This is a genomic window from Pseudomonas sp. NPDC087342, from assembly GCF_044744265.1.
Taxonomy (GTDB): domain Bacteria; phylum Pseudomonadota; class Gammaproteobacteria; order Pseudomonadales; family Pseudomonadaceae; genus Aquipseudomonas; species Aquipseudomonas nunensis.
In genome coordinates this window covers 263,735-284,555 of sequence record NZ_JBIUXZ010000007.1, presented here as the reverse complement: position 1 = coordinate 284,555, position 20,821 = coordinate 263,735, and the positions used below count along the sequence as shown (strand labels likewise).

Annotated in this window: 20 protein-coding genes; 12 read left to right on the top strand and 8 right to left on the bottom strand. The window is 60.5% G+C overall.

Annotated elements, in window-relative coordinates:
- Nucleotides 1-159: 159 nt before the first annotated feature.
- Together trxA and ACIOYV_RS17870 are read right to left on the bottom strand one after the other, a co-directional pair.
- Nucleotides 160-489 carry a thioredoxin TrxA gene (gene trxA / locus ACIOYV_RS17875; RefSeq protein ID WP_003177349.1) on the bottom strand — a complete coding sequence of 110 codons (330 nt, stop codon included), beginning with the start codon at nucleotides 487-489 and terminating at the stop codon, nucleotides 160-162.
- A gap of 120 nt (nucleotides 490-609) precedes the next feature.
- Nucleotides 610-1,317 (bottom strand): FadR/GntR family transcriptional regulator, encoded by a 708-nt coding sequence (locus tag ACIOYV_RS17870; protein ID WP_054044654.1) that lies wholly within the window; start codon nucleotides 1,315-1,317, stop codon nucleotides 610-612.
- A 256-nt stretch (nucleotides 1,318-1,573) separates the two neighbouring features.
- Between ACIOYV_RS17870 and ACIOYV_RS17865 the strand changes: the two genes are divergently transcribed.
- The 5 genes from ACIOYV_RS17865 (at nucleotide 1,574) to ppx (ending at nucleotide 6,155) form a co-directional block, all read left to right on the top strand.
- Nucleotides 1,574-2,359, top strand: a complete 786-nt coding sequence (locus ACIOYV_RS17865; RefSeq protein ID WP_054044657.1) for a transporter substrate-binding domain-containing protein — start codon at nucleotides 1,574-1,576, stop codon at nucleotides 2,357-2,359.
- Between the two features lie 21 nt (nucleotides 2,360-2,380).
- Nucleotides 2,381-3,049, top strand: a complete 669-nt coding sequence (locus tag ACIOYV_RS17860; RefSeq protein WP_054044658.1) for an amino acid ABC transporter permease — start codon at nucleotides 2,381-2,383, stop codon at nucleotides 3,047-3,049.
- Nucleotides 3,046-3,696: an amino acid ABC transporter permease gene (locus tag ACIOYV_RS17855; RefSeq protein WP_054044660.1), complete on the top strand. Its 651-nt coding sequence runs from the start codon at nucleotides 3,046-3,048 to the stop codon at nucleotides 3,694-3,696. The genes ACIOYV_RS17860 and ACIOYV_RS17855 overlap by 4 nt, the downstream gene beginning before the upstream one ends.
- Nucleotides 3,683-4,420 carry an amino acid ABC transporter ATP-binding protein gene (locus ACIOYV_RS17850; RefSeq protein ID WP_401325616.1) on the top strand — a complete coding sequence of 246 codons (738 nt, stop codon included), beginning with the start codon at nucleotides 3,683-3,685 and terminating at the stop codon, nucleotides 4,418-4,420. The genes ACIOYV_RS17855 and ACIOYV_RS17850 overlap by 14 nt, the downstream gene beginning before the upstream one ends.
- A 232-nt stretch (nucleotides 4,421-4,652) precedes the next feature.
- Nucleotides 4,653-6,155 (top strand): exopolyphosphatase, encoded by a 1,503-nt coding sequence (ppx, locus tag ACIOYV_RS17845; RefSeq protein WP_054044664.1) that lies wholly within the window; start codon nucleotides 4,653-4,655, stop codon nucleotides 6,153-6,155.
- A 166-nt stretch (nucleotides 6,156-6,321) separates the two neighbouring features.
- Here the strand turns inward: ppx and ppk1 are convergent, their stop codons facing one another.
- Together ppk1 and hemB are read right to left on the bottom strand one after the other, a co-directional pair.
- Nucleotides 6,322-8,544: a polyphosphate kinase 1 gene (gene ppk1 / locus ACIOYV_RS17840; protein ID WP_054044666.1), complete on the bottom strand. Its 2,223-nt coding sequence runs from the start codon at nucleotides 8,542-8,544 to the stop codon at nucleotides 6,322-6,324.
- Nucleotides 8,545-8,562: 18 nt separating this feature from the next.
- On the bottom strand, nucleotides 8,563-9,576 hold the full coding sequence (gene hemB / locus ACIOYV_RS17835) for a porphobilinogen synthase (RefSeq protein ID WP_265041608.1): 1,014 nt from the start codon (nucleotides 9,574-9,576) through the stop codon (nucleotides 8,563-8,565).
- A 208-nt stretch (nucleotides 9,577-9,784) separates the two neighbouring features.
- On the opposite strand from hemB, the gene ACIOYV_RS17830 reads away from it, so the two are divergent.
- On the top strand, nucleotides 9,785-10,417 hold the full coding sequence (locus ACIOYV_RS17830; protein WP_054044671.1) for a DedA family protein: 633 nt from the start codon (nucleotides 9,785-9,787) through the stop codon (nucleotides 10,415-10,417).
- Here the strand turns inward: ACIOYV_RS17830 and ACIOYV_RS17825 are convergent.
- A complete protein-coding gene (locus tag ACIOYV_RS17825) occupies nucleotides 10,398-11,633 on the bottom strand; it encodes a sterol desaturase family protein (protein ID WP_401325611.1) in 1,236 nt (411 codons plus the stop codon). The genes ACIOYV_RS17830 and ACIOYV_RS17825 overlap by 20 nt on opposite strands.
- A 115-nt stretch (nucleotides 11,634-11,748) precedes the next feature.
- On the opposite strand from ACIOYV_RS17825, the gene elbB reads away from it, so the two are divergent.
- On the top strand, nucleotides 11,749-12,417 hold the full coding sequence (gene elbB, locus ACIOYV_RS17820; RefSeq protein WP_054044676.1) for an isoprenoid biosynthesis glyoxalase ElbB: 669 nt from the start codon (nucleotides 11,749-11,751) through the stop codon (nucleotides 12,415-12,417).
- Between the two features lie 116 nt (nucleotides 12,418-12,533).
- Here the strand turns inward: elbB and ACIOYV_RS17815 are convergent, their stop codons facing one another.
- Together ACIOYV_RS17815 and ACIOYV_RS17810 are read right to left on the bottom strand one after the other, a co-directional pair.
- Entirely contained in the window at nucleotides 12,534-12,989 is a 456-nt protein-coding gene (locus ACIOYV_RS17815) for a YaiI/YqxD family protein (RefSeq protein WP_163910725.1), read from the bottom strand.
- A 123-nt stretch (nucleotides 12,990-13,112) separates the two neighbouring features.
- Nucleotides 13,113-15,011 (bottom strand): FTR1 family protein, encoded by a 1,899-nt coding sequence (locus ACIOYV_RS17810; RefSeq protein ID WP_401325608.1) that lies wholly within the window; start codon nucleotides 15,009-15,011, stop codon nucleotides 13,113-13,115.
- Nucleotides 15,012-15,164: 153 nt separating this feature from the next.
- Between ACIOYV_RS17810 and ACIOYV_RS17805 the strand changes: the two genes are divergently transcribed.
- The 5 genes from ACIOYV_RS17805 to ACIOYV_RS17785 all read left to right on the top strand — a co-directional run bounded on the left by ACIOYV_RS17805 (nucleotide 15,165) and on the right by ACIOYV_RS17785 (nucleotide 19,922).
- Nucleotides 15,165-16,565, top strand: a complete 1,401-nt coding sequence (locus ACIOYV_RS17805) for a COG3014 family protein (RefSeq protein ID WP_401325605.1) — start codon at nucleotides 15,165-15,167, stop codon at nucleotides 16,563-16,565.
- Between the two features lie 204 nt (nucleotides 16,566-16,769).
- On the top strand, nucleotides 16,770-18,164 hold the full coding sequence (locus ACIOYV_RS17800) for a COG3014 family protein (RefSeq protein WP_401325603.1): 1,395 nt from the start codon (nucleotides 16,770-16,772) through the stop codon (nucleotides 18,162-18,164).
- Nucleotides 18,165-18,179: 15 nt separating this feature from the next.
- The gene (locus tag ACIOYV_RS17795; RefSeq protein ID WP_054044685.1) at nucleotides 18,180-18,551 is read left to right on the top strand and encodes a YcfL family protein; all 372 of its coding nucleotides are present in this window, start codon (nucleotides 18,180-18,182) and stop codon (nucleotides 18,549-18,551) included.
- Nucleotides 18,552-18,587: 36 nt separating this feature from the next.
- Entirely contained in the window at nucleotides 18,588-19,175 is a 588-nt protein-coding gene (lpoB, locus tag ACIOYV_RS17790) for a penicillin-binding protein activator LpoB (protein ID WP_054044687.1), read from the top strand.
- 3 nt (nucleotides 19,176-19,178) lie between these two features.
- Nucleotides 19,179-19,922, top strand: a complete 744-nt coding sequence (locus ACIOYV_RS17785) for a penicillin-binding protein activator LpoB (protein WP_163910717.1) — start codon at nucleotides 19,179-19,181, stop codon at nucleotides 19,920-19,922.
- Between the two features lie 192 nt (nucleotides 19,923-20,114).
- Here ACIOYV_RS17785 and ACIOYV_RS17780 read toward each other — a convergent pair whose 3' ends face one another.
- The gene (locus ACIOYV_RS17780; RefSeq protein WP_054044690.1) at nucleotides 20,115-20,747 is read right to left on the bottom strand and encodes a LysE family transporter; all 633 of its coding nucleotides are present in this window, start codon (nucleotides 20,745-20,747) and stop codon (nucleotides 20,115-20,117) included.
- Nucleotides 20,748-20,821: the final 74 nt, after the last annotated feature.

Here is a 20,821-nt window from a genome sequence, read left to right as displayed (position 1 = left end):
CGCGTACTTATTCGAAAAGGAGTGCGTCGGCGACGGCTAGCAGGGGGCAGTGGAGAAACCAGTGCGGGGCCGAATGTACCACCTGAGTTTCGGAGCGTCTAGCCCTGAATATGCAAAAAGCCCCGCAATATGCGGGGCTTTTTTTACAACGTCGCCGACTTAGATGTTGGCGTCGAGGAATGCAGCCAGTTGCGACTTGGACAGCGCGCCAACCTTGGTCGCTTCCACGTTGCCGTTCTTGAACAGCATCAGGGTAGGGATACCACGCACGCCGTGCTTGGCCGGGGTTTCCTGGTTTTCGTCGATGTTCAGTTTGGCAATGGTCAGCTTGCCTTTGTAAGTCTCTGCAATTTCGTCCAGAACAGGAGCGATCATTTTGCAAGGGCCGCACCATTCAGCCCAGTAGTCGACCAGTACAGCGCCTTCGGCCTTGAGTACGTCGGCCTCGAAGCTAGCGTCGCTAACGTGTTTGATAAGATCGCTGCTCATGGAAGTCTCCAGGTTGTAAGCAAAAAAACGTGGCCCATCATAGCCGCCCTTCCCTCGTTCAGGAAGGTGCAGATGATTGAGTCTCGCTATGGTGGTCCATGAGTTTGGGTATAGCTCAAGTCAAGACGTGGCGGGAGCGACGAAGGCAATTCCGGTGCGCAGCGCAGCATTGCGCACATGTTCCTGCATCGCCTTCTGCGCGGCGGCGGACGAGCGTCGCGCCAGTGCGCGGAGGATTTTGCGGTGTTCCTGCCAGGTTTCCATGGCCCGCTCAGCCCGGATGAACGGTAGCTTCTGACTCTCCAGAAAGATGTCGGAACGCGCCGTCAGGATGCTCAACATCGCCTGATTACCGCTGGCCAACAGGATGCGCCGGTGAAATTCGAAGTCCAGCCGCGCCGCCGCGTCGAAGTCGCCGGCCTTCAGTTCGTTGCGCATGGCAGCCACGTTGTCTTCCAGCGCATCAAGCTCATCAGTGGTCAGAGTCACGGCCGCCAAGCCCGCCGCGAAGCCTTCCAGGGCGTAGCGCAATTGAAAGATATCCAGCGGCGACGCCTGGGCCGCGAACGGCCAACTTGCCGCCGCATCGCCCCTAGGCAAATCCACCGGCGATTGCACGAAAACACCTTTACCCGGCTGGATGCTGATCACCCCCAGCGCACTCAGGGATGACAACGCCTCGCGCAATGACGCCCGGCTGACCCCCAATTGCACCGCCAGGTCCCGTTGCGAAGGCAAGGCATCCCCCGGCCCGAAGCCCTGCTCGGTAATCAGTTTGCGGATAGCTTGCAGCGCCACTTCAGGTACGGCGCGAGAGATCGAATTCATGGTTTTTCAGACGAACCAGGCCAATGAACGGCTAGTTGTAAAGCTATTCGCCGCGTCCGGCAAGTCGTGCCCCACGGGGGTTCGGTGCTTCAACGCGATGCGCTATCGAGGTGCGAAATGCGACCTGACTGTTCAGACCAGTAAGACCGACACAATCCAGCAAAACCGTGGCCTGCCGCCGCGTAATCCCGATGTTGGCATGGCCCGTGCTCTGTCGAACCGCAGAAATCACTTCTCGCCGATTCGGAGATTTGCCATGACCCAGCGTTACAGCGCCCTCCTCGCAGCCTTGTTTGCCAGCTTGATGCTGAGCCAGGCACCCGCCCACGCCGACGGTCTGGAGGATGTGGTCAAGCGCGGCACCCTCAAAGTCGCCGTGCCTCAGGACTTCCCGCCGTTCGGCTCGGTCGGCCCGGACATGAAACCTCGCGGCCTGGACATCGACACCGCCAAGCTGCTGGCCGACCAGCTCAAGGTCAAACTCGAACTGACCCCGGTCAACAGCACCAACCGCATTCCGTTCCTGACCACCGGCAAGGTCGACCTGGTGATTTCCAGCCTCGGCAAAAACCCTGAGCGCGAAAAAGTCATCGACTTCTCCCGCGCCTACGCACCGTTCTACCTCGCCGTGTTCGGTCCGCCAGACGCCGCGATCAAGGGCCTGGACGACCTCAAGGGCAAAACCATCAGCGTTACCCGTGGCGCCATCGAAGACATCGAGCTGACCAAAGTCGCTCCGGAAGGCGCGACCATCAAGCGCTTCGAAGACAACAACTCGACCATCGCCGCCTACCTCGCGGGCCAGGTTGACCTGATCGCCAGCGGCAACGTGGTGATGGTCGCCATCAGCGAGAAAAATCCGAAACGCGTGCCGGCGCTGAAAGTGAAGCTCAAGGACTCGCCGGTCTACGTCGGCGTGAACAAGAACGAGCCAGCGCTGCTGGACAAGGTCAACCAGATCCTCGCCACCGCCAAGACCGACGGTTCGCTGGAGAAAAACGCCCTGACTTGGCTGAAAGAGCCGCTGCCGGCCGATCTCTGATTGTCGCGCAGGAGACTATTTATGGCTTACCAGTTCGATTTTCTTCCGGTGGTGCAAAACACCGACCTGCTGCTGCGCGGTGCGCTGTTCACCCTTGAACTGACGGCCATCGGTGCGGTGTTCGGAGTGGGCCTGGGCATTGTCGGGGCGCTGGTGCGGGCGTGGAACATCCGTCCGTTCTCGGCGATCTTCGGCGTGTACGTCGAGCTGATCCGCAACACGCCGTTCCTGGTGCAGTTGTTCTTCATCTTCTTCGGTCTGCCGTCCCTGGGCGTGCAGATTTCCGAATGGCAGGCAGCGGTGCTGGCGATGGTGATCAACCTCGGGGCTTATTCGACCGAGATCATCCGCGCCGGCATCCAGGCGATCCCCCGGGGTCAGCTGGAAGCCGCCGCCGCTTTGGCGATGAGCCGTTTCGAAGCCTTCCGTCACGTGGTCTTGCTGCCGGCGCTGGGCAAGGTCTGGCCGGCGCTGAGCAGCCAGATCATCATCGTCATGCTCGGCTCGGCGGTCTGTTCGCAGATAGCCACCGAAGAATTGAGCTTTGCCGCCAACTTCATCCAGTCGCGCAACTTCCGCGCCTTTGAAACCTACGCGCTGACCACGCTGATCTACCTGTGCATGGCGCTGATGATCCGCCAACTGCTGAACTGGATCGGCCGGCGCTATATCTCGCGGAGCAGCCAATGAGCGATTTCACTTTTTGGGACATCCTGCGCAACCTGCTCACAGGCCTGCAATGGACCCTGGCACTGTCGCTGGTGGCATTTATCGGCGGTGGCGTGATCGGCTTGCTGATCATGGTCATGCGCATCTCGAAAAAGACCTTTCCCCGCAGCTTTGCCCGCACCTACATCGAACTGTTCCAGGGCACGCCGCTGCTGATGCAGTTGTTCCTGGTGTTCTTCGGCGTGGCGTTGGCCGGCGTGGAGATTTCACCGTGGATGGCCGCGGCAGTGGCGCTGACGCTGTTTACCAGCGCTTACCTGGCGGAGATCTGGCGCGGTTGCGTCGATTCGATCCCCAACGGTCAGTGGGAAGCTTCGTCGAGCCTGGCGCTGAATCCACTGGAGCAATTGCGCTACGTGATCCTGCCGCAAGCCCTGCGCATCGCCGTGGCGCCGACCGTGGGCTTCTCGGTGCAAGTGGTCAAAGGCACCGCCGTCACCTCGATTATCGGCTTCACCGAACTGACCAAGACCGGCGGCATGCTCGCCAACGCGACCTTCGAACCGTTCATGGTCTACGGCCTCGTCGCCCTCGGTTACTTCCTGCTCTGCTACCCCTTGTCCCTCAGTGCGCGCTACCTGGAAAGGAGACTGCATGCCTCTGCTTAGAATTTCGGCCCTGCATAAATATTACGGCGACCACCACGTGCTCAAAGGCATCGACCTGAGTGTCGAGGAAGGCCAGGTCGTGGCGATCATCGGCCGCAGCGGCTCGGGCAAATCCACCTTGCTGCGCACCCTCAATGGCCTGGAGTCGATCAACGATGGCGTGATCGAAGTCGACGGCGAATACCTCGACGCCGCCCGCGCCGACCTGCGCAGCCTGCGGCAGAAAGTCGGGATGGTGTTCCAGCAGTTCAACCTGTTCCCGCACCTGACCGTGGGCGAGAACGTGATGCTCGCGCCGCAGGTGGTGCAGAAAGTGCCCAAGGCGAAAGCGGCGGAGCTTGCGCGGCAGATGCTGGAGCGAGTCGGACTGGGGGAGAAGTTTGATGCCTTCCCCGATCGCTTGTCCGGTGGTCAGCAGCAACGTGTGGCGATTGCCCGGGCCCTGGCCATGTCGCCGAAGGTGTTGCTGTGCGACGAGATCACCTCGGCGCTGGACCCGGAACTGGTCAACGAAGTGCTGAGCGTGGTGCGGCAACTGGCCAAGGAAGGAATGACGCTGATCATGGTTACCCATGAGATGAGGTTTGCCCGGGAGGTTGGGGACAAGTTGGTGTTCATGCATCAGGGCAAGGTGCATGAGGTGGGGGATCCGAAGATTCTGTTTGCGAATCCGCAGACGCCGGAACTGGCGAATTTTATTGGCACCGTTGAGGCGGCGTGCTGAAAGATCTCTGGTGACTGGAAGGCCGTCTTCGCGGGCAAGCCTCGCTCCTACAGGTGGGTGGCGTACGCGGGAAATGTGTACACCCGTAACCTGTAGGAGCGAGGCTTGCCCGCGAAGGCGTCCCTGAGATCACTGACTTTCCTGTGTTGGATCAAGGCTTTGAACGCTACGCGTTGGCGCCAGCCTTTGATCGTGGCACGATGTCCGGGTTATCGACCGAGACCCCCTGACCATGCCGCAATCCCAAGCCAAGAATCTGTCCCTGATCGCCGCAATCGACCTGGGCTCCAACAGCTTTCACATGGTCGTGGCCAAGGCCCAGAACGGCGAAATCCGTATTCTCGAGCGCCTCGGCGAAAAGGTCCAACTGGCCGCCGGCATCGACGATGAGCGCCAGCTGAACGAAGAATCCATGCAGCGCGGGCTTGATTGCCTGAAGCGCTTTGCCCAACTGATCAACGGTATGCCGCCCGGCGCCGTACGGATCGTTGGCACCAACGCCTTGCGTGAAGCGCGTAACCGCGCCGAATTCATCCGCCGCGCCGAAGAAATCCTCGGCCATCCCGTGGAAGTCATCTCCGGCCGTGAAGAAGCGCGCCTGATCTACCTCGGCGTCTCCCACACCCTCGCCGACACCCCGGGCAAGCGCCTGGTGGCCGACATCGGCGGTGGCAGTACCGAATTCATCATCGGCCAGCGCTTCGAGCCGCTGCTGCGCGAAAGCCTGCAAATGGGCTGCGTCAGCTACACCCAGCGCTATTTCAAGGACGGCAAGGTCACCCCGGCCCGTTACGCCCAGGCGTACACGGCGGCGCGGCTGGAGATCATGAGCATCGAGCACGCCCTGCACCGTCTGACCTGGGATGAAGCCATCGGCTCCTCCGGCACCATCCGCGCCATTGGCCTGGCGCTGAAGGCTGGCGGACACGGCACCGGCGAAGTGAACGCGACTGGCCTGGCCTGGCTCAAGCGCAAGCTGATCAAGCTCGGTGATGTCGAGAAAATCGACTTCGAAGGCATCAAGCCTGACCGTCGCGCAATTTTCCCGGCGGGCCTGGCGATTCTCGAAGCGATCTTCGACGCCCTAGAACTGCAACGTATGGATCACTGTGAAGGCGCCCTGCGCGAAGGCGTGCTCTACGACCTGCTGGGCCGTCATCATCACGAAGACGTGCGTGAGCGCACCCTCAGCTCGCTGATGGAGCGTTACCACGTCGATCTGGAACAAGCGGCGCGGGTTGAACGCAAAGCGCTGCATGCCTTCGATCAAGTGGCCGAGGACTGGGACCTCGACGACGGCGTCTGGCGCGAGTTACTGGGCTGGGCCGCGAAGGTCCATGAAGTGGGCCTCGACATCGCCCACTATCACTACCACAAGCACGGCGCCTACCTGATCGAGCACTCGGACCTGGCCGGTTTCTCCCGCGAAGACCAGCAAATGCTCGCGCTGCTGGTACGCGGTCACCGCCGCAATATTCCTCGGGACAAGTTTGCCGATTTCGGCAGTGATGGCAGCAAGCTGATTCGCCTGTGCGTGCTGCTGCGCTTTGCGATCCTGTTCCACCACATCCGCGGCACCCAGGAAATGCCCCAGGTGACCTTGCGCGCCAACGGCGACAGCCTGGACGTGCTGTTCCCGGCCAACTGGCTGGACGAGAACCAACTGACCCAGGCCGACTTCGCGCTGGAAGCGGAATGGCTGACGCGGGTTGGGTTCACGCTTAACGTCCGCTAATCCCCGGTAAAAACTTACCGAACACCATCCTGTAGGAGCACAGCTTGCTGGCGAAGGCGATCTCACTGACGCCTTCGCCAGCAAGCTGTGCTCCTACAGGGGGCGGTGGTGGAACAAAAAAAAATGGCGATCCCGAGGGATCGCCATTTTTTATGCCGCGCGAAGCTTAACGCACCGCGAGGATCGGGCTACCCAACCGCTCCAGCAAGGTCGCCTGGGCGCTGCGCGGGTTCTGGTTGCCGGTCGGGGTGTTGCGGATGTAGCGACCGTCCGACTGCAGGCTCCAGCTGTGGGTGTTATCGGTGAGATAAAGCTCCAGCTCTTTCTTGACCCGCATGATCAGCTTCTTGCCTTCGACCGGGAAGCAAGTCTCGACGCGCTTGTCGAGGTTGCGCTCCATCCAGTCGGCACTGGAGAGGAACATCTGCTCTTCGCCACCGTTGAGGAAGTAGAAGACCCGGGTGTGTTCCAAGAAGCGACCGATGATCGAGCGCACGTGGATGTTGTGGGACACCCCCGGAATGCCCGGACGCAGGCAGCACATGCCGCGCACTACCAGATCGATGCGCACCCCGGACTGACTGGCCTTGTACAGCGCGCGGATGATCTTCGGATCGGTCAGCGAGTTGAACTTGGCGATGATGTGCGCCGGTTTGCCCTCGAGGGCGAACTGCGTCTCCCGGGCAATCATGTCGAGCATGCCCTTCTTCAGCGTGAACGGCGCGTGCAGCAGTTTCTTCATGCGCAGGGTCTTGCCCATGCCGATCAACTGGCTGAACAGTTTGCCGACGTCTTCGCACAAAGCGTCATCCGAGGTCAGCAAGCTGTAGTCGGTGTACAGACGGGCGTTGGCCGCGTGGTAGTTGCCGGTGCCCAAGTGCGCGTAGCGGACGATCTCGCCAGCCTCACGACGCAGGATCAGCATCATCTTGGCGTGGGTCTTGAAGCCGACCACGCCGTAGATCACCACCGCACCGGCCGCTTGCAGGCGGCTGGCCAGTTGCAGGTTGGACTCTTCGTCGAAACGTGCCCGCAACTCGATCACCGCCGTGACTTCCTTGCCGTTACGCGCGGCATCCACCAGCGCATCGACAATTTCCGAGTTGGCGCCGGAGCGGTACAACGTCTGGCGTACGGCCAATACATGCGGGTCCTTGGCGGCTTGGCGCAGCAGGTCGACCACCGGGGTGAACGACTCGAACGGGTGCAGCAGCAGGATGTCCTGCTTGCTGATCACGCTGAAAATGTTCTCGCTGTTCTGCAGCAGTTTCGGGATCTGCGGCGTGAACGGCAGGTATTGCAACGCACGCTGACTGTCCAGGCCGGTGATGCTGAACAGACGGGTCAGGTTGACCGGGCCGTTGACCTGATACAGCTCGGTCTCGTGCAGGTTGAACTGCTTGAGCAAGTAGTCGGACAGGTGTTTCGGGCAGGTGTCGGCGACTTCCAGACGCACCGCGTCACCGTAGCGACGGGAGAACAACTCGCCGCGCAGGGCGCGGGCCAGGTCTTCCACGTCTTCGGTATCGACCGCCAGGTCGGCGTTTCGGGTCAGGCGGAACTGGTAGCAGCCTTTCACCTTCATGCCTTGGAACAGGTCATCGGCGTGGGCGTGGATCATCGACGACAGGAATACATAGTTGTCGCCAGGGCCACCGACTTCTTCCGGAACCTTGATCACACGCGGCAGCAAACGCGGCGCCGGGATGATCGCCAGGCCGGAATCGCGACCGAAGGCGTCGATGCCTTCGAGCTCGACGATGAAGTTCAGGCTCTTGTTCACCAGCAACGGGAACGGGTGCGTCGGGTCGAGGCCGATCGGGGTGATGATCGGCGCGATCTCGTCGCGGAAATAGCGGCGCACCCAGGTTTTGATCTTGGTCGTCCAGTGACGGCGACGGATGAAGCGGACCTGATGCTTCTCCAGTTCAGGCAACAGAATATCGTTGAGGATCGCGTATTGGCGGTCCACATAACCGTGCACCAGCTCGCTGATCCGCGCCAGGGCCTGATGCGGTTGCAGGCCATCGGCGCCGGCCTGTTCACGGGCGAAGGTGATCTGTTTCTTCAGGCCGGCCACGCGAATCTCGAAGAACTCGTCCAGGTTGCTGGAGAAGATCAGCAGGAATTTCAGCCGTTCCAGCAACGGGTAGGACTCATCCAGCGCCTGTTCCAGCACGCGAATGTTGAACTGCAGTTGCGAGAGCTCGCGATGGATGTACAGGCTGCTGTCATCCAGGCCGGGAATGGCAATCGCCGGGACTGCGGGCGCAGCCTCGATGACCACCGCGGGTGGAGTAGGCTCCAGCTCCGGCGGTGTTTCGGCGATTTGCTCGACCACGGCTTGAGCTTCCTTTACTGCAACTTCAGAGAGTCCTTCGGTATTCATCGAATGTTCCTGGGAGGGCTATTTTTGCTCTCGTAACAATTGGGCAGCGCGCACGGCAAAATAAGTCAGGATGCCATCTGCGCCTGCACGTTTAAAAGCGGTCAGGGATTCGAGGATAACCCCTTCGCTCAACCAGCCATTCTGGATCGCCGCCATGTGCATGGCGTATTCGCCGCTGACTTGGTAAACAAACGTCGGCACTTTGAATTCTTCTTTGACCCGGTAAAGGATGTCCAGATACGGCATGCCTGGCTTGACCATGACCATGTCCGCGCCTTCTGACAAGTCCGCCGCCACTTCGTGCAGGGCTTCGTTGCTGTTGGCCGGGTCCATCTGATAGGAGGCCTTGTTGGCCTTGCCCAGGTTCAGCGCCGAACCCACCGCATCGCGGAACGGGCCGTAATAGGCGCTGGCGTACTTGGCCGAGTAAGCCATGATCCGCACATTCACGTGATCGGCCAGCTCAAGCGCTTCGCGGATCGCCTGGATGCGACCGTCCATCATGTCCGATGGGGCCACTACCTGAGCGCCGGCTGCGGCGTGGGACAGGGCCTGCTTGACCAGTGCGTCGACGGTAATGTCGTTCTGCACGTAGCCTTCTTCGTCGAGGATACCGTCCTGGCCGTGGGTAGTGAACGGGTCCAGGGCCACGTCAGTGATTACACCCAGCTCCGGAAAACGATCACGCAGGGCGCGAGTGGCGCGCTGAGCAATGCCCTCTGGATTCCAGGCTTCGGCGGCGTCCAGCGATTTGAGTTCCGGCGGCGTCACCGGGAACAGCGCCACAGCCGGAATCCCCAGCTCGACCCACTTGGCCGCTTCTTCGAGCAACAGATCGATGGTCAGGCGTTCGACGCCCGGCATCGACGCCACCGCTTCGCGACGGTTTTCACCGTCCAGCACAAACACCGGCAGGATCAGGTCATCGACGGTCAAAACGTTTTCACGGACCAGTCGACGCGAAAAATCATCACGGCGGTTGCGACGCAGGCGGGTTGCAGGGAACAAACGGTTGGCGGGGGTAAAGCTCACGGCAGACTCCTGAGCCCGCGCTGGCAGGCGAGCGTGACAGTTATAAGCGGCCATTATGACGAACAGATGACAGTTGTGCTTACCCCCGTGACACGTAGCCGCATTCCATTGTCCTTGTAGGAATTGTTCACGTCGAGACACATTTGGACACTTTCATGAATGTGCACGAAGGGTTAGGCTGCGCGTTCATTTCGCCAGCACCCAGACAATGCTCCAACAATTTCTGCATGACTTCGGCTACTTTGCCCTTTTCCTCGGCACGTTCTTCGAAGGCGAAACCATCCTGGTGCTCGCGGGCTTCCTCGCGTTTCGCGGATACATGGACATCAACCTGGTCGTCGTCGTGGCCTTCTTCGGCAGTTATGCCGGCGATCAGCTGTGGTACTTCCTGGGGCGCAAGCACGGCCGCAAATTACTCGCGCGCAAACCGCGCTGGCAGTTGATGGGCGACCGGGCGCTGGAGCATATCCGCAAGCACCCGGACATCTGGGTCCTGAGTTTCCGCTTTGTCTATGGTTTGCGCACGGTGATGCCGGTGGCGATCGGCCTGTCGGGATATCCGCCGGGACGCTACCTGCTGCTGAACGGGATCGGTGCCGCGATCTGGGCCAGCGCCCTGGCGGCGGCGGCCTATCACTTCGGTGCGGTGCTAGAAGGCATGCTGGGCAGCGTCAAGAAGTATGAGCTGTGGGTGCTCGGTGCACTGTTGTTGCTGGGCCTGGGCCTGTGGCTGCGCCGGCGCTTCAAGAATGCTCGCCTGGCGAAGAAGATCTACGCCGACGAGCAAGCCCTCAAAGCCGAACAAGCGCGAATCAGCGAACCTAAGACGCCAGTCGAGTGAATCGGTTTCTGCAGCAGTAGAGACCGATCCCGCTGAGCAGGCTGTAACTGAGCAGCCCGACCCAGCCCCCCGCGCTGGCCGGCCACAGCCCGACCAGCGGCGCCAGCCACACCAGCGGCAGGTTCGACGCCAGCCGCAGCAGCTCCAGTTTCAACGTCCACGGACGATTCTCCAGGGCCACGCCCAACGTAAACAATCCCAGCGCCACCGCACTCCAGCCGAGCACCAGCGCGCCAGTCGGCAGGCTGCGTTCGAGGTTCATCAAATAACTGCCCAAGGCGATGTAGACGCAGAACTGCAACGCCACATAAATCTGCTGGCGCCCATCCAGCGGCACTTCGAATTTGCGGAACTGGCTCAGGTCGGGCTTGTTCATCGGGTACTTGGCCGCCACGTCCGCCGGCCGCCAGCCGGTGCGCATGAACCAGATCCGCAGCTTGTCCCACTTGCTCTGCGCCCGCTTCGCGTCATCCCACAATTGCGCATAGAACTGCACGTTGGCCCACAGCGGATTCCAGCTCGCCAGCGGCGTGGTCACGCCGAAAATCACCGGCTCGTTGTCGTCCTCTTCCTGGAACGAGCCAAATAGACGGTCCCAAATAATGAACACCCCGCCGTAGTTGCGATCCATGTAGAGAGCGTTCTGTGCATGGTGGGCCCGATGATTGGACGGCGTGACGAAAAACCACTCGAACCAGCCGAGCTTGGGAATGTGTTTGGTGTGCACCCAGAATTGATACAGCAAGTTCAGCGCCGCGACGCTGATGAACACCAGCAACGGCACGCCGAGCACGGCCATGGGCAGGTAGAAAATCCAGCTCAACAGGAAGCCGGTGCTGGTCTGGCGCAAGGCCGTGGAGAGGTTGTAGTCCTCGCTCTGGTGATGCACCGAGTGCGCGGCCCAGAGGATGTTGCGTTCATGGCCCATGCGGTGCAGCCAGTAGTAGCAGAAGTCATAGAGGACAAAAGCGAAAACCCAGACCCAGACGCTGTCGCCCGAGAGCTTGAACAACGCCAGATGGTCGAGGGCAAACGCATACGTCAGCAGCCCCACGCCCTTGGTCAACAGGCCGGTGGTGGTGGACAGCACGCCGGTGCTGATGCTGTTGATCGCGTCGGCCAGCCGATAATTGCTGACCCCGCGCCAACGGTCGGCCAGCAGTTCGACGGCAATCAGCACAAAGAAAAACGGCACCGCATACAGAATGAAGTCCATGACGCGCCCTGATCGGAATCGTGATGACAGATCCTAGGTGTAGCCGCGAATTAACCCTATGGCAACGAGTGACAAATTAGTGGACATTTAACGCCATGAATCTGGAGAAAAGCCCATGAGCAAAAAAATTGCAGTGATCCTTTCCGGCTGTGGCGTGTACGACGGCGCCGAGATCCACGAAAGCGTGATCACCTTGCTGCGTCTGGACCAGCGCGGTGCCCAGGTGCAGTGCTTTGCGCCGAATATCGCGCAGTTGCATGTGATCAACCACCTGACCGGCGAAGAAATGCCCGAGTCGCGCAATGTCCTGGTGGAATCTGCACGCATCGCCCGGGGCAATATCAAGGATTTGCGCGAGGCCAGCGTCGAAGACTTCGACGCACTGATCGTGCCCGGCGGTTTTGGCGCGGCCAAGAACCTCTCCAACTTCGCGGTCGAAGGCGCCGGTTGCACCGTGCAACCGGAAGTCCTGGCGTTGGCCGAGGCGTTTGCCGAAGCGGGTAAGCCGGTGGGCTTGATCTGCATCTCGCCAGCGCTGGCGGCCAAGATCTACGGCCCGGGCGTGACCTGCACCATCGGCAACGACGCCGACACAGCGGCGGCCATGAACAAGATGGGCGCCACCCACACTGAATGCGCCGTGGGCGACATTGTCGAGGACAAGGCGCGCAAATTGGTGAGCACACCGGCGTATATGCTGGCGCAGACGATTAGCGAAGCGGCTTCCGGGATCAATAAGCTTGTCGACCGCGTCCTCGAACTGACCCACGAAAACGACGCTTAACACTGACTAATGTGGGAGCGAGCCTGCTCGCGAAGAGGCCATCACATTCAACACCTATGTTGACTGTCAGGCCGCCTTCGCGAGCAGGCTCGCTCCCACAATGATTTCGGTAGGGCTCAGGGTTTGCGGGTTAGCCGAGTCAAAATCCGATCCAGCGCATTCGCAAACGCCTGTTTCTCCCGCTCGCCAAACGGCGCGGGCCCGCCGCTCATCTGGCCTTGCTCACGCAGGTCGGTGAACAGATTCCGTACCGCCAGCCGGTCGCCCATGTTCTGAGCATCGAATTCTTTGCCGCGCGGGTCGAGGGCCGAAACGCCCTTCTTTACCAGGCGATCCGCCAGCGGCACATCGCTGCAAATCACCAACTCGCCGGGCACGGCGTGTTCCACCAGATAATCGTCAGCCGCGTCCGGGCCGCTGGGCACCACGATCAGCTTCACCAGGGCCAGGCCTGGCTTGATCTGCGGCTGGCCGGCCACCAGCACCACTTCGAACTGGCGCTTGAGGGCGAACTTCACCACCAGATCCTTGGCCGCCCGTGGGCAGGCGTCGGCATCGATCCAGACACGCATTGTGTTTACCTCTTTTAAAAAGCTTCGCGGGCAAGCCTCACTCCTACACAGGTTATACGCGACCGGCGCATGAATCCTGTAGGAGCGAGGCTTGCCCGCGAATATGAGCGAAGCGAATGCTTTTTAAGAAACCTGCACCCGCCGCTTCTCAGCCATGCGACTGCGGCTATAAAGCACGACAATCGCAATAATCGCCACCGCCTGCGCACTCAACGAATACGCATCCGCATGAATCCCCAGCCAGTCGAAGTCAAAGAACGGCACCGGCCGGGTGCCGAAGATCCCGGCTTCCTGCAACGCCTTCACGCCATGCCCGGCAAACACCACCGACAACGCGCACAACAACCCGGCATTGATGCCGAAGAACAGCGCCAGCGGCAACTTGGCCGAACCGCGCAGGATTACCCAGGCCAGACCGATCAACAGCACCAGCGCCGTGGCGCCGCCCGCCAATACCGCGTTATGCCCGGCAGGACCGGCCTGCAGCCACAGCGTTTCGTAGAACAGAATCACTTCGAACAGTTCGCGGTACACCGAGAAAAACGCGAGGATCGCAAAGCCGAAACGCCCGCCGCCGCCCACCAGGCTGCTCTTGATGTAATCCTGCCAGGCTGCGGCGTGGCGACGGTCGTGCATCCACACGCCGAGCCACAGAACCATGACGCTGGCGAACAACGCCGTGCAGCCTTCCAGCAGTTCACGCTGGGCGCCGCTGACATCGATCACGTAAGCGGCTAACGCCCAGGTCGCCAAACCGGCTACCAGCGCCAAACCCCAACCGACGTTGACGCTGCGCACCGCCGATTGCTGGCCGGTATTGCGCAAGAACGCGAGGATTGCCGCCAATACCAGAATCGCTTCCAGGCCTTCGCGCAGCAGAATCAACAGGCCGGAGATGTAGCTCAGGGACCAGCTCAAGCCATCGCTGCCCAGCAGACCGGCAGATTCCTTCAACTTGGCCTTGGCCGCGTCCAGGCGCTGTTCAACCTGAGCTACCGGCAAACCGTCCTGCAACGACTGACGGTACGCCATCAGGGATTTTTCGGTGTCTTTGCGCACGTTGGCGTCGACGTTATCCAGGGAGCTTTCGACCAGTTCGAAGCCTTCCAGGTACGCCGCCACCGACAAGTCGTAAGCCTGATCGTGCTCACCAGCACGGTAAGCGGCGATGCTCTTGTCCAGGGTCGCGGCGGTGTAATCGAGCAACTGCGCCGGGCCACGCTTGACCTGCGGCGGCTGCGCCCGTTGTGCGCGGAAGGTCGCCACCGCTTGCGGGCCTTCGGCGGCCAGCACTTCGGCCGGCGTCTGACGGGCCAGGTCGGCGATGTTGTAGGTTTTTTCGGATTTTGCGGCGGCCGGGTCGGCGCTGAAGCCCGCGATATAAGTGGCCAGATCCCAACGCTGACGATCATCCAGCTGATCGGCGAAGGACGGCATGTCGGTGCCTTCGACGCCTTGGCCCAAGGTGTTGTAGATCCCGTAGAGGCTCAGGCGATCGAGGCGCGTCGCATCGCGCAGATTGGCCGGCGGCGGCGTCATGCCCACGCCTGCCGGGCCATCGCCAGCGCCCGCATCGCCGTGGCACACCGAGCATTGCTGGGCGTACAGCGGCGCACCGCGAGTCGGGTCCGGGGTAATCACCGGGGCCTGGCTGACTTCATAGGCCACCGCCAGCTTCGCACCGAGCTGCCGCGCCTGGCGCACGACGTCGGCGCTGTCCTTGCGAGCTGCAATAGCAGCGCCGAGGCTGCTGACGCCTTGCTCCAGCTCGGCTTGCTCAGGCTTGGCCGGCAGCTCAGCGATCAACCCTTTGAGGACGCCGAGGAATTCCAGCTGTTCGCGGTATTCAGACTCATCGATGACCTTGCCAGCCTCGACCGTTGCCGGGTAGTCGGCGCCAATGTAGTCGAGCAGATGCAGCGCTTTGGGCGCGCCTTCGGCGGTGTCGGCCAGCGCATTGAGGCTGCAGAACGCAATAACCGGCAGCACTAGCCACGCCAGAAAACGGGAGGAGGCAGTCATGAATGAATCTCAAGGGGAAATACGAAGTAACACATTGTTAACTTCCAATGGCTTTCACTCAAGCTTTGTTGGCGTTTCCTGCACGGCTGCGTATAAATTCAGCGGCGAATTGCCATCTCCTCGCGGTATCCGATCAGGGAAGAATCATCGTCCATGCGCTCACACCTCTATTTCTCGCTGTTGCTAAGCCTCGCCCTGCAACTGACCGGTTGCGCCGCCTATCGCAACTACGACTTGGAACTGGCGCAAACGACTGACCAGTTGAAAGCTGGAAATCCGCAGGGCGCTCTCCAATTGCTGGAACTGCACAACCCACAAGAAGATCGGGATCTGCTCTATTACTTCGAAAAAGGTGCCGTCCTGAGTGCCGCCGGCGAGATTGCGCAAAGTCAGGTGGCCTGGCGCAGCGCGGAGCAAATGGTGATTCAGCGCCAGGACACCGTTGAATCCACCGGCACTCAACTTCTTTCCGCGATGGGCGATCATTGGGGCAGCATCATCAATGACAAACTGCGTCGCTACGATGGCTACGACTATGAAAAGGTCATGCTGACCACGCAAATGGCCCTGAACCAGTTGGCCGTGAATGACTTCGATGGTGCCCGCGCCGATATCAAGAAAACCCACGAGCGCGAAGCACTGATCGCACGCCAGTGGGAAAAACAATACGAGCAAGTCGAGGAACAAGCCAAGGCCCAGGGCGTTCGCGTGCACTACAAGGATCTTCAGGGCTACCCCGTGGCCACCCTCGATGCGCCCTCCGTCATCGCGCTGAAAAACGGCTATCAAAGCGCGTTCAGCCACTACCTGGCCGGGTTTACCTATGAAGCGCTGGGCGAGCGTGACCTCGCGGCACCCGGTTATCGCCAGGCCATCGAGTTGCGACCCGACCTGCCCTTCTTTCAACAGGCCTTGCGCGAACTCGACAAACCAGCCATCAAAGCCAATGAAAGTGATGTGTTGATCATTGTTCAAAGCGGCCTGGCGCCGGCGCGCAGTTCGGTTCGGGTGCCCTATCCGGTTCGCCTGCAAGACGGCCAGGTCATCGTCGCCAACGTTTCGTTTCCGGTGATGGTGCCCGACACCTCGACCCCGGCATTCACACAGATGACCGTCGACGGGCACAAACAGCCACTGATCCTCGTCAACAGCATCACCGACATGTCGCTGCGGACATTGCGCGACGACATGCCCGGCATTATTCAGCGCACCGCCTATCGCGCCTTCCTGGCGGCTGACGTTCAGGGTACCGATAACCGGCGCGACCCAAGCAAAGCCTCCTACGTGACGCAGCATGATGGCTTTGAGCACGCGGACACCCGGACTTGGCGCACCTTGCCCAACATCACCCAAGTGGTGCGTCTGCACCTGAAAAAAGGCGAGCACCTGATCAGCTTGCCCAACGCTCCGGGCGCCGCGCCGCTGAAAATCCGCATCGATCAGAACCATCAAGTCATCGGCCTGCGAGCACTGGGTGGGCGGATCTTCAGCAACGGCGTGGCTTTCGAACCTTCCTCTGCGCCAGACAGCACCGTGGTATCAGGTCTGAAATAAGTAGTGGCACGTTGTGAAAAAATGTAATTAAAAAGCCACTACATGGCCAGCATCCGAGCTTATAATGCCGCCGCCTCGCGATTGCGCCGCGGCATTTAAGCTCCTCTTTTTGAGGAATTGGCAGGACGCCAGTCTCCCTGCCGATAGGTCCCAACAGCCCGACCAGCACGCGCGGCTGCTTCTACTCAGGGAAGAAGTACCCTTATGGCCTCTCGCGCCCTTACCTCGATCGCACTCAGTGCAGTCACCTTGCTCTCCGGCTGTTCCGCCTTTCGCAACTACGACTCCGAACTCGCACAAACCAACCAGCAACTGGCCGCCGGCAATGTCGACGCGGCGCTGACGATGCTGGAAAAGAACAACTCCGGCCCGGACAAAGACCTGCTCTATTACTTCGAGAAGGGTGAACTGCTGCGCGCCAAGGGCGACCTGTCCGGCAGCCAGAATGCCTGGACCAGCGCCGATCAGGTGGTGGGCAAGTGGGAAGACTCGGTCAAGCTTGATACCGACAAGTACCTGGCGCAGTTCGGCAGCTTCCTGGTCAACGACAAGGTCCGTCGCTACGAAGGCTACGACTACGAAAAAGTCATGCTGACCACCCAGATGGCCCTGAACCTGCTGGCGGTGAATGACTTCGACGGCGCGCGCACGTCGATCAAGAAGACCCACGAACGCGAAGCCGTGATCGCCGATTTGCGCGACAAGGAATACCTCAAGAGCGAAAACGAGGCCGAGAAAGAAGGCATCAAGACCCAGTACAAAGACCTGCAGGGTTACCCGGTCGCCAGCCTCGACGCGCCGGACGTGGTCAGCCTGAAAAACAGCTACCAGAGTGCGTTCAGCCATTACCTGGCCGGTTACGTCTACGAAGCCTTGGGTGAAAAAGACCTCGCCGCGCCGGGTTACCGCAAAGCCGCCGAACTGCGCCCGAACACCCCGCTGCTGGAGCAGGCACTGGTCAACCTCGACAAGCCGGCCAAGACTGACGACAGCGACATCCTGATCGTGGTGCAGAGCGGCCTGGCGCCGTCCCGTGACTCGATCCGCATTCCGCTGCCATTGCCAATCAGCAACCAGCTCGTGATCACCCCGCTGTCGTTCCCGATCATCAAGCCGGACACCTCGACCCCGGCATTCGCCCAGATCGGCGTAGACGGTCAGCAGTTGAACCTGACCCAGCTCAACAGCACCACCGCCATGTCGCGCCGCGCATTGCGTGACGACATGCCGGGCATCATTCTGCGCACCACCGTGCGCGCCGTGACCAAAGGCGTGGCCCAGAAGAAGATCAACGAAACCAACCCGCTGGCCGGCCTGGCGGTGGGTATTTCTTCAGCTGTGCTGGAAGGTGCCGATACCCGTACGTGGCGCACCCTGCCGGACAACACCCAAGTGGTGCGTCTGCGCTTGAAGAAAGGTGAACACCAAGTCACCCTGCCGAGCGCCGTCGGCGGCTCGGTGGTCAAGATCACCGTGGATCAGCGTTATCAGGTCATCAGCCTGCGCGCCGTGGGTAATCAGGTATTCGCCGGCGGCCTGGCTGCACACGTGATCACGAGTGCCAACCCGACCGCCGTGGCCAGCTTCAAACAACCTTAAGAACGGAGTCTTTGCATGCGCTTCAAACTCATCGCCGTTGTCGCCCTGGCCTTGTTGGCCGGGTGCGCCACCCCGCCACCACCAGAGCCGGGCAGCGCCGCCAGCAAAGTCGTGGCCATGGGCAAGCTCAAGAACATCGTGGTCGGCGCCATGCGCGTCGCCCGGGAAAACGGCTTCCAGACGGTCAATGTGCAGCTGAGCAACACCAGCTTCAACAACAAGACCTTCTACTACCGTTTTGCCTGGCTCGGTCCTGAAGGCTTCCCGATCGCGGAAGAAGAAACCTGGAAAAGCCAGATGATGTACGGCGAGCAGACCAGTTTCATCCAGGCCATCGCACCGACCGCCAAAGCCGTGGATTTCCGTCTCGAAATCAAGACGCCTTAACCCGACCCTATTCGTTCAGTTCTAGAGAGCATTCCCATGTTTGCACGCTTTTCGTTCATCGCCGTTCTCGCCCTCCTGGCCAGCGGCTGCGCCAACACTTCGCCGACCCTGGGCAGCAAGAACATCAGCTACGGTGACACCAAGGCTGTGGAAACCGTGACCAACGAGTTCGGTTCCACCGACCTGCAGATGATCGCCGAGTCCATGACCCGCTCCCTGGCCCAGTCCGGCATCATGCAGGGCCGCCCGGTGGTTCAGGTCTACGACGTGAAGAACAAGACCAGCGAGTACATCGATACCCGCGAAATCACCACCAGCATCAAGACCCAGCTGATGAAAACCGGTGTCGCGCGCTTCGCCAGCGACAACAACGCGATGCAAAGCCAGGTTGACCAGCTCAAGCTGCAAAACCAGAGCGGCCTGTACAAGAAAAGCACTGTCGCCAAGACCGGCAACATGATTGCTGCCAAGTACCGCATCGAAGGTTCGATCAGCTCGATCGTCAAGCGCAGCGCCGACTACAAGGACGTCTTCTACAAATTCAGCCTGCAATTGATCGACGTTGAAAGCGGTCTGGCCGAGTGGATGGACGAAAAAGAGATCCGCAAAACCACGGAGCGTTAATCAATGCGCACATGGATTGGCATGATGGCCCTGGCTTGCGCGTTCAGCGTGCAAGCGGCCCCGAAAGTTGCGGTCACGGATCTGGCATACCAGGAGCGAGTGGAGCAGTACATCCACATCGTCTCGGCGCAGAACAATTACCGCGAGGGCTATTACAGCTCCAGCGGTTCGTCGAACTACAACGAGTTCGAAGCCACCACCAGCTACATCGAACAGGCCGAGCTGCGTAAATTCACTGGCGACATCAAGGGTGAAATCCTGCGCACCGGCATGTTCCAGCTGATTCAGGGCACGCCTTATACCGCCTCGTCCAAGGGTGACATCTACGATGTGATCAAGCGGATCAAGGCTGGCAACTTCAAGGGCGCGGACTATGTGCTGTTTGGCACCGTGTCGGACATCGACTTCACCCAGGACATGAACGAGCTGGCCAACACCGACAGCTATTCGGCGGTGCTGGGGCTGACCTTGGTGGCGGATTTCAGCCTGATCAACACCAAGACCTTCGAAATCACCTCGGCCTTCACGGCGATGGGTGAAGGCCAGGACACTAAACTGGTGAATGGCCGGGACATCAAAATCTCGCTGAACCGTCCTCGGGTGGTGCGTGATGTGTCCAAGGCGTTGGGCGAAGACGTGGCCGGGCAACTGAGCCAACAGCTGGGTGGCCCTAGTTATGAACAGCCTCGCGAGCCGGCTCAACGCAACAATCTGCCGCGCGATACTGCACCGGTAATTTTGCGCTGATACCAATGTGGTGAGGGGCTTCTGTGGTGAGGGGGCTTGCCCCCGTTGGACTGCGTAGCGGTCCCATTTTGGAGGCGCTTCGCACCTCAACGGGGGCAAGCCCCCTCGCCACAGAAGCTCCCTCGCCACAATGAGTGCAAGGCAAACGAAAAAGGCGACCTGAAAAGGTCGCCTTTTTTGTGCCTGGCGGTTTTACACCACGGCTTTGCGCAGCGTCGCCATGAACGCCGCAGCGCCAATGAACAACCCGGCAAACGTGCGGTTCATGCGTTTCTGCTGTTTGGGCGTGCGCAACAGGCGCAGCACTTTGGCCGCCAGCCCGGTGTAACCGGCCATGACGATCAGGTCGACACAGACCATGGTCACGCCAATGATCAGGTACTGGGCCAGTAGCGGCGCATGGGGATCAATGAACTGCGGCAACACCGCCAGCATGAACACCAATGCCTTGGGGTTACTGATGTTCACCAGAAAACCCCGGAACACCAGGGCCAACGGCTTGCCAATCTGCCGCACCGCCCCGTCGTCGCTCATGTCGCTGGGCAGTGCCCGCCATTGCTTGACCGCCAGGTAAACCAGATACGCCACACCGAACCATTTGATCGCATAGAACGCCGTCGCCGAAGCCGTGAGAATCGCTCCCACGCCCAAGCCGACAATCGCAATCTGCACCGCCAGGCCCAGTTGCAGGCCCAGGGCGTTCCAGTAACCGCGCCAAAAACCATAGCGCAAGCCGCTGGACATCGACGCAATCGCGCCGGCACCGGGAGACAGACTGATCACCCAGCAGGCGGCAAAAAACGCCAGCCATGTTTGAAGCACCATCGCACACCTCGACTCAGACTCGTGACAGACGTCTAAGCTAATGCGGCTTTGGGCGGATGACTACCGATTTTTTG

Coding starts and splice junctions, on each gene's coding strand:
- lpoB (WP_054044687.1), top strand. CDS start 18,588: ATGTTTGCACGCTTTTCGTTCATCGCCGTTCTCGCCCTCCTGGCCAGC.
- ACIOYV_RS17795 (WP_054044685.1), top strand. CDS start 18,180: ATGCGCTTCAAACTCATCGCCGTTGTCGCCCTGGCCTTGTTGGCCGGG.
- ACIOYV_RS17805 (WP_401325605.1), top strand. CDS start 15,165: ATGCGCTCACACCTCTATTTCTCGCTGTTGCTAAGCCTCGCCCTGCAA.
- ACIOYV_RS17870 (WP_054044654.1), bottom strand. CDS start 1,317: ATGAATTCGATCTCTCGCGCCGTACCTGAAGTGGCGCTGCAAGCTATC.
- elbB (WP_054044676.1), top strand. CDS start 11,749: ATGAGCAAAAAAATTGCAGTGATCCTTTCCGGCTGTGGCGTGTACGAC.
- ACIOYV_RS17860 (WP_054044658.1), top strand. CDS start 2,381: ATGGCTTACCAGTTCGATTTTCTTCCGGTGGTGCAAAACACCGACCTG.
- ppk1 (WP_054044666.1), bottom strand. CDS start 8,544: ATGAATACCGAAGGACTCTCTGAAGTTGCAGTAAAGGAAGCTCAAGCC.
- ACIOYV_RS17780 (WP_054044690.1), bottom strand. CDS start 20,747: ATGGTGCTTCAAACATGGCTGGCGTTTTTTGCCGCCTGCTGGGTGATC.
- ppx (WP_054044664.1), top strand. CDS start 4,653: ATGCCGCAATCCCAAGCCAAGAATCTGTCCCTGATCGCCGCAATCGAC.
- ACIOYV_RS17785 (WP_163910717.1), top strand. CDS start 19,179: ATGCGCACATGGATTGGCATGATGGCCCTGGCTTGCGCGTTCAGCGTG.
- ACIOYV_RS17825 (WP_401325611.1), bottom strand. CDS start 11,633: ATGGACTTCATTCTGTATGCGGTGCCGTTTTTCTTTGTGCTGATTGCC.
- ACIOYV_RS17800 (WP_401325603.1), top strand. CDS start 16,770: ATGGCCTCTCGCGCCCTTACCTCGATCGCACTCAGTGCAGTCACCTTG.
- ACIOYV_RS17830 (WP_054044671.1), top strand. CDS start 9,785: ATGCTCCAACAATTTCTGCATGACTTCGGCTACTTTGCCCTTTTCCTC.
- ACIOYV_RS17815 (WP_163910725.1), bottom strand. CDS start 12,989: ATGCGTGTCTGGATCGATGCCGACGCCTGCCCACGGGCGGCCAAGGAT.
- ACIOYV_RS17855 (WP_054044660.1), top strand. CDS start 3,046: ATGAGCGATTTCACTTTTTGGGACATCCTGCGCAACCTGCTCACAGGC.
- ACIOYV_RS17810 (WP_401325608.1), bottom strand. CDS start 15,011: ATGACTGCCTCCTCCCGTTTTCTGGCGTGGCTAGTGCTGCCGGTTATT.
- ACIOYV_RS17850 (WP_401325616.1), top strand. CDS start 3,683: ATGCCTCTGCTTAGAATTTCGGCCCTGCATAAATATTACGGCGACCAC.
- ACIOYV_RS17865 (WP_054044657.1), top strand. CDS start 1,574: ATGACCCAGCGTTACAGCGCCCTCCTCGCAGCCTTGTTTGCCAGCTTG.
- trxA (WP_003177349.1), bottom strand. CDS start 489: ATGAGCAGCGATCTTATCAAACACGTTAGCGACGCTAGCTTCGAGGCC.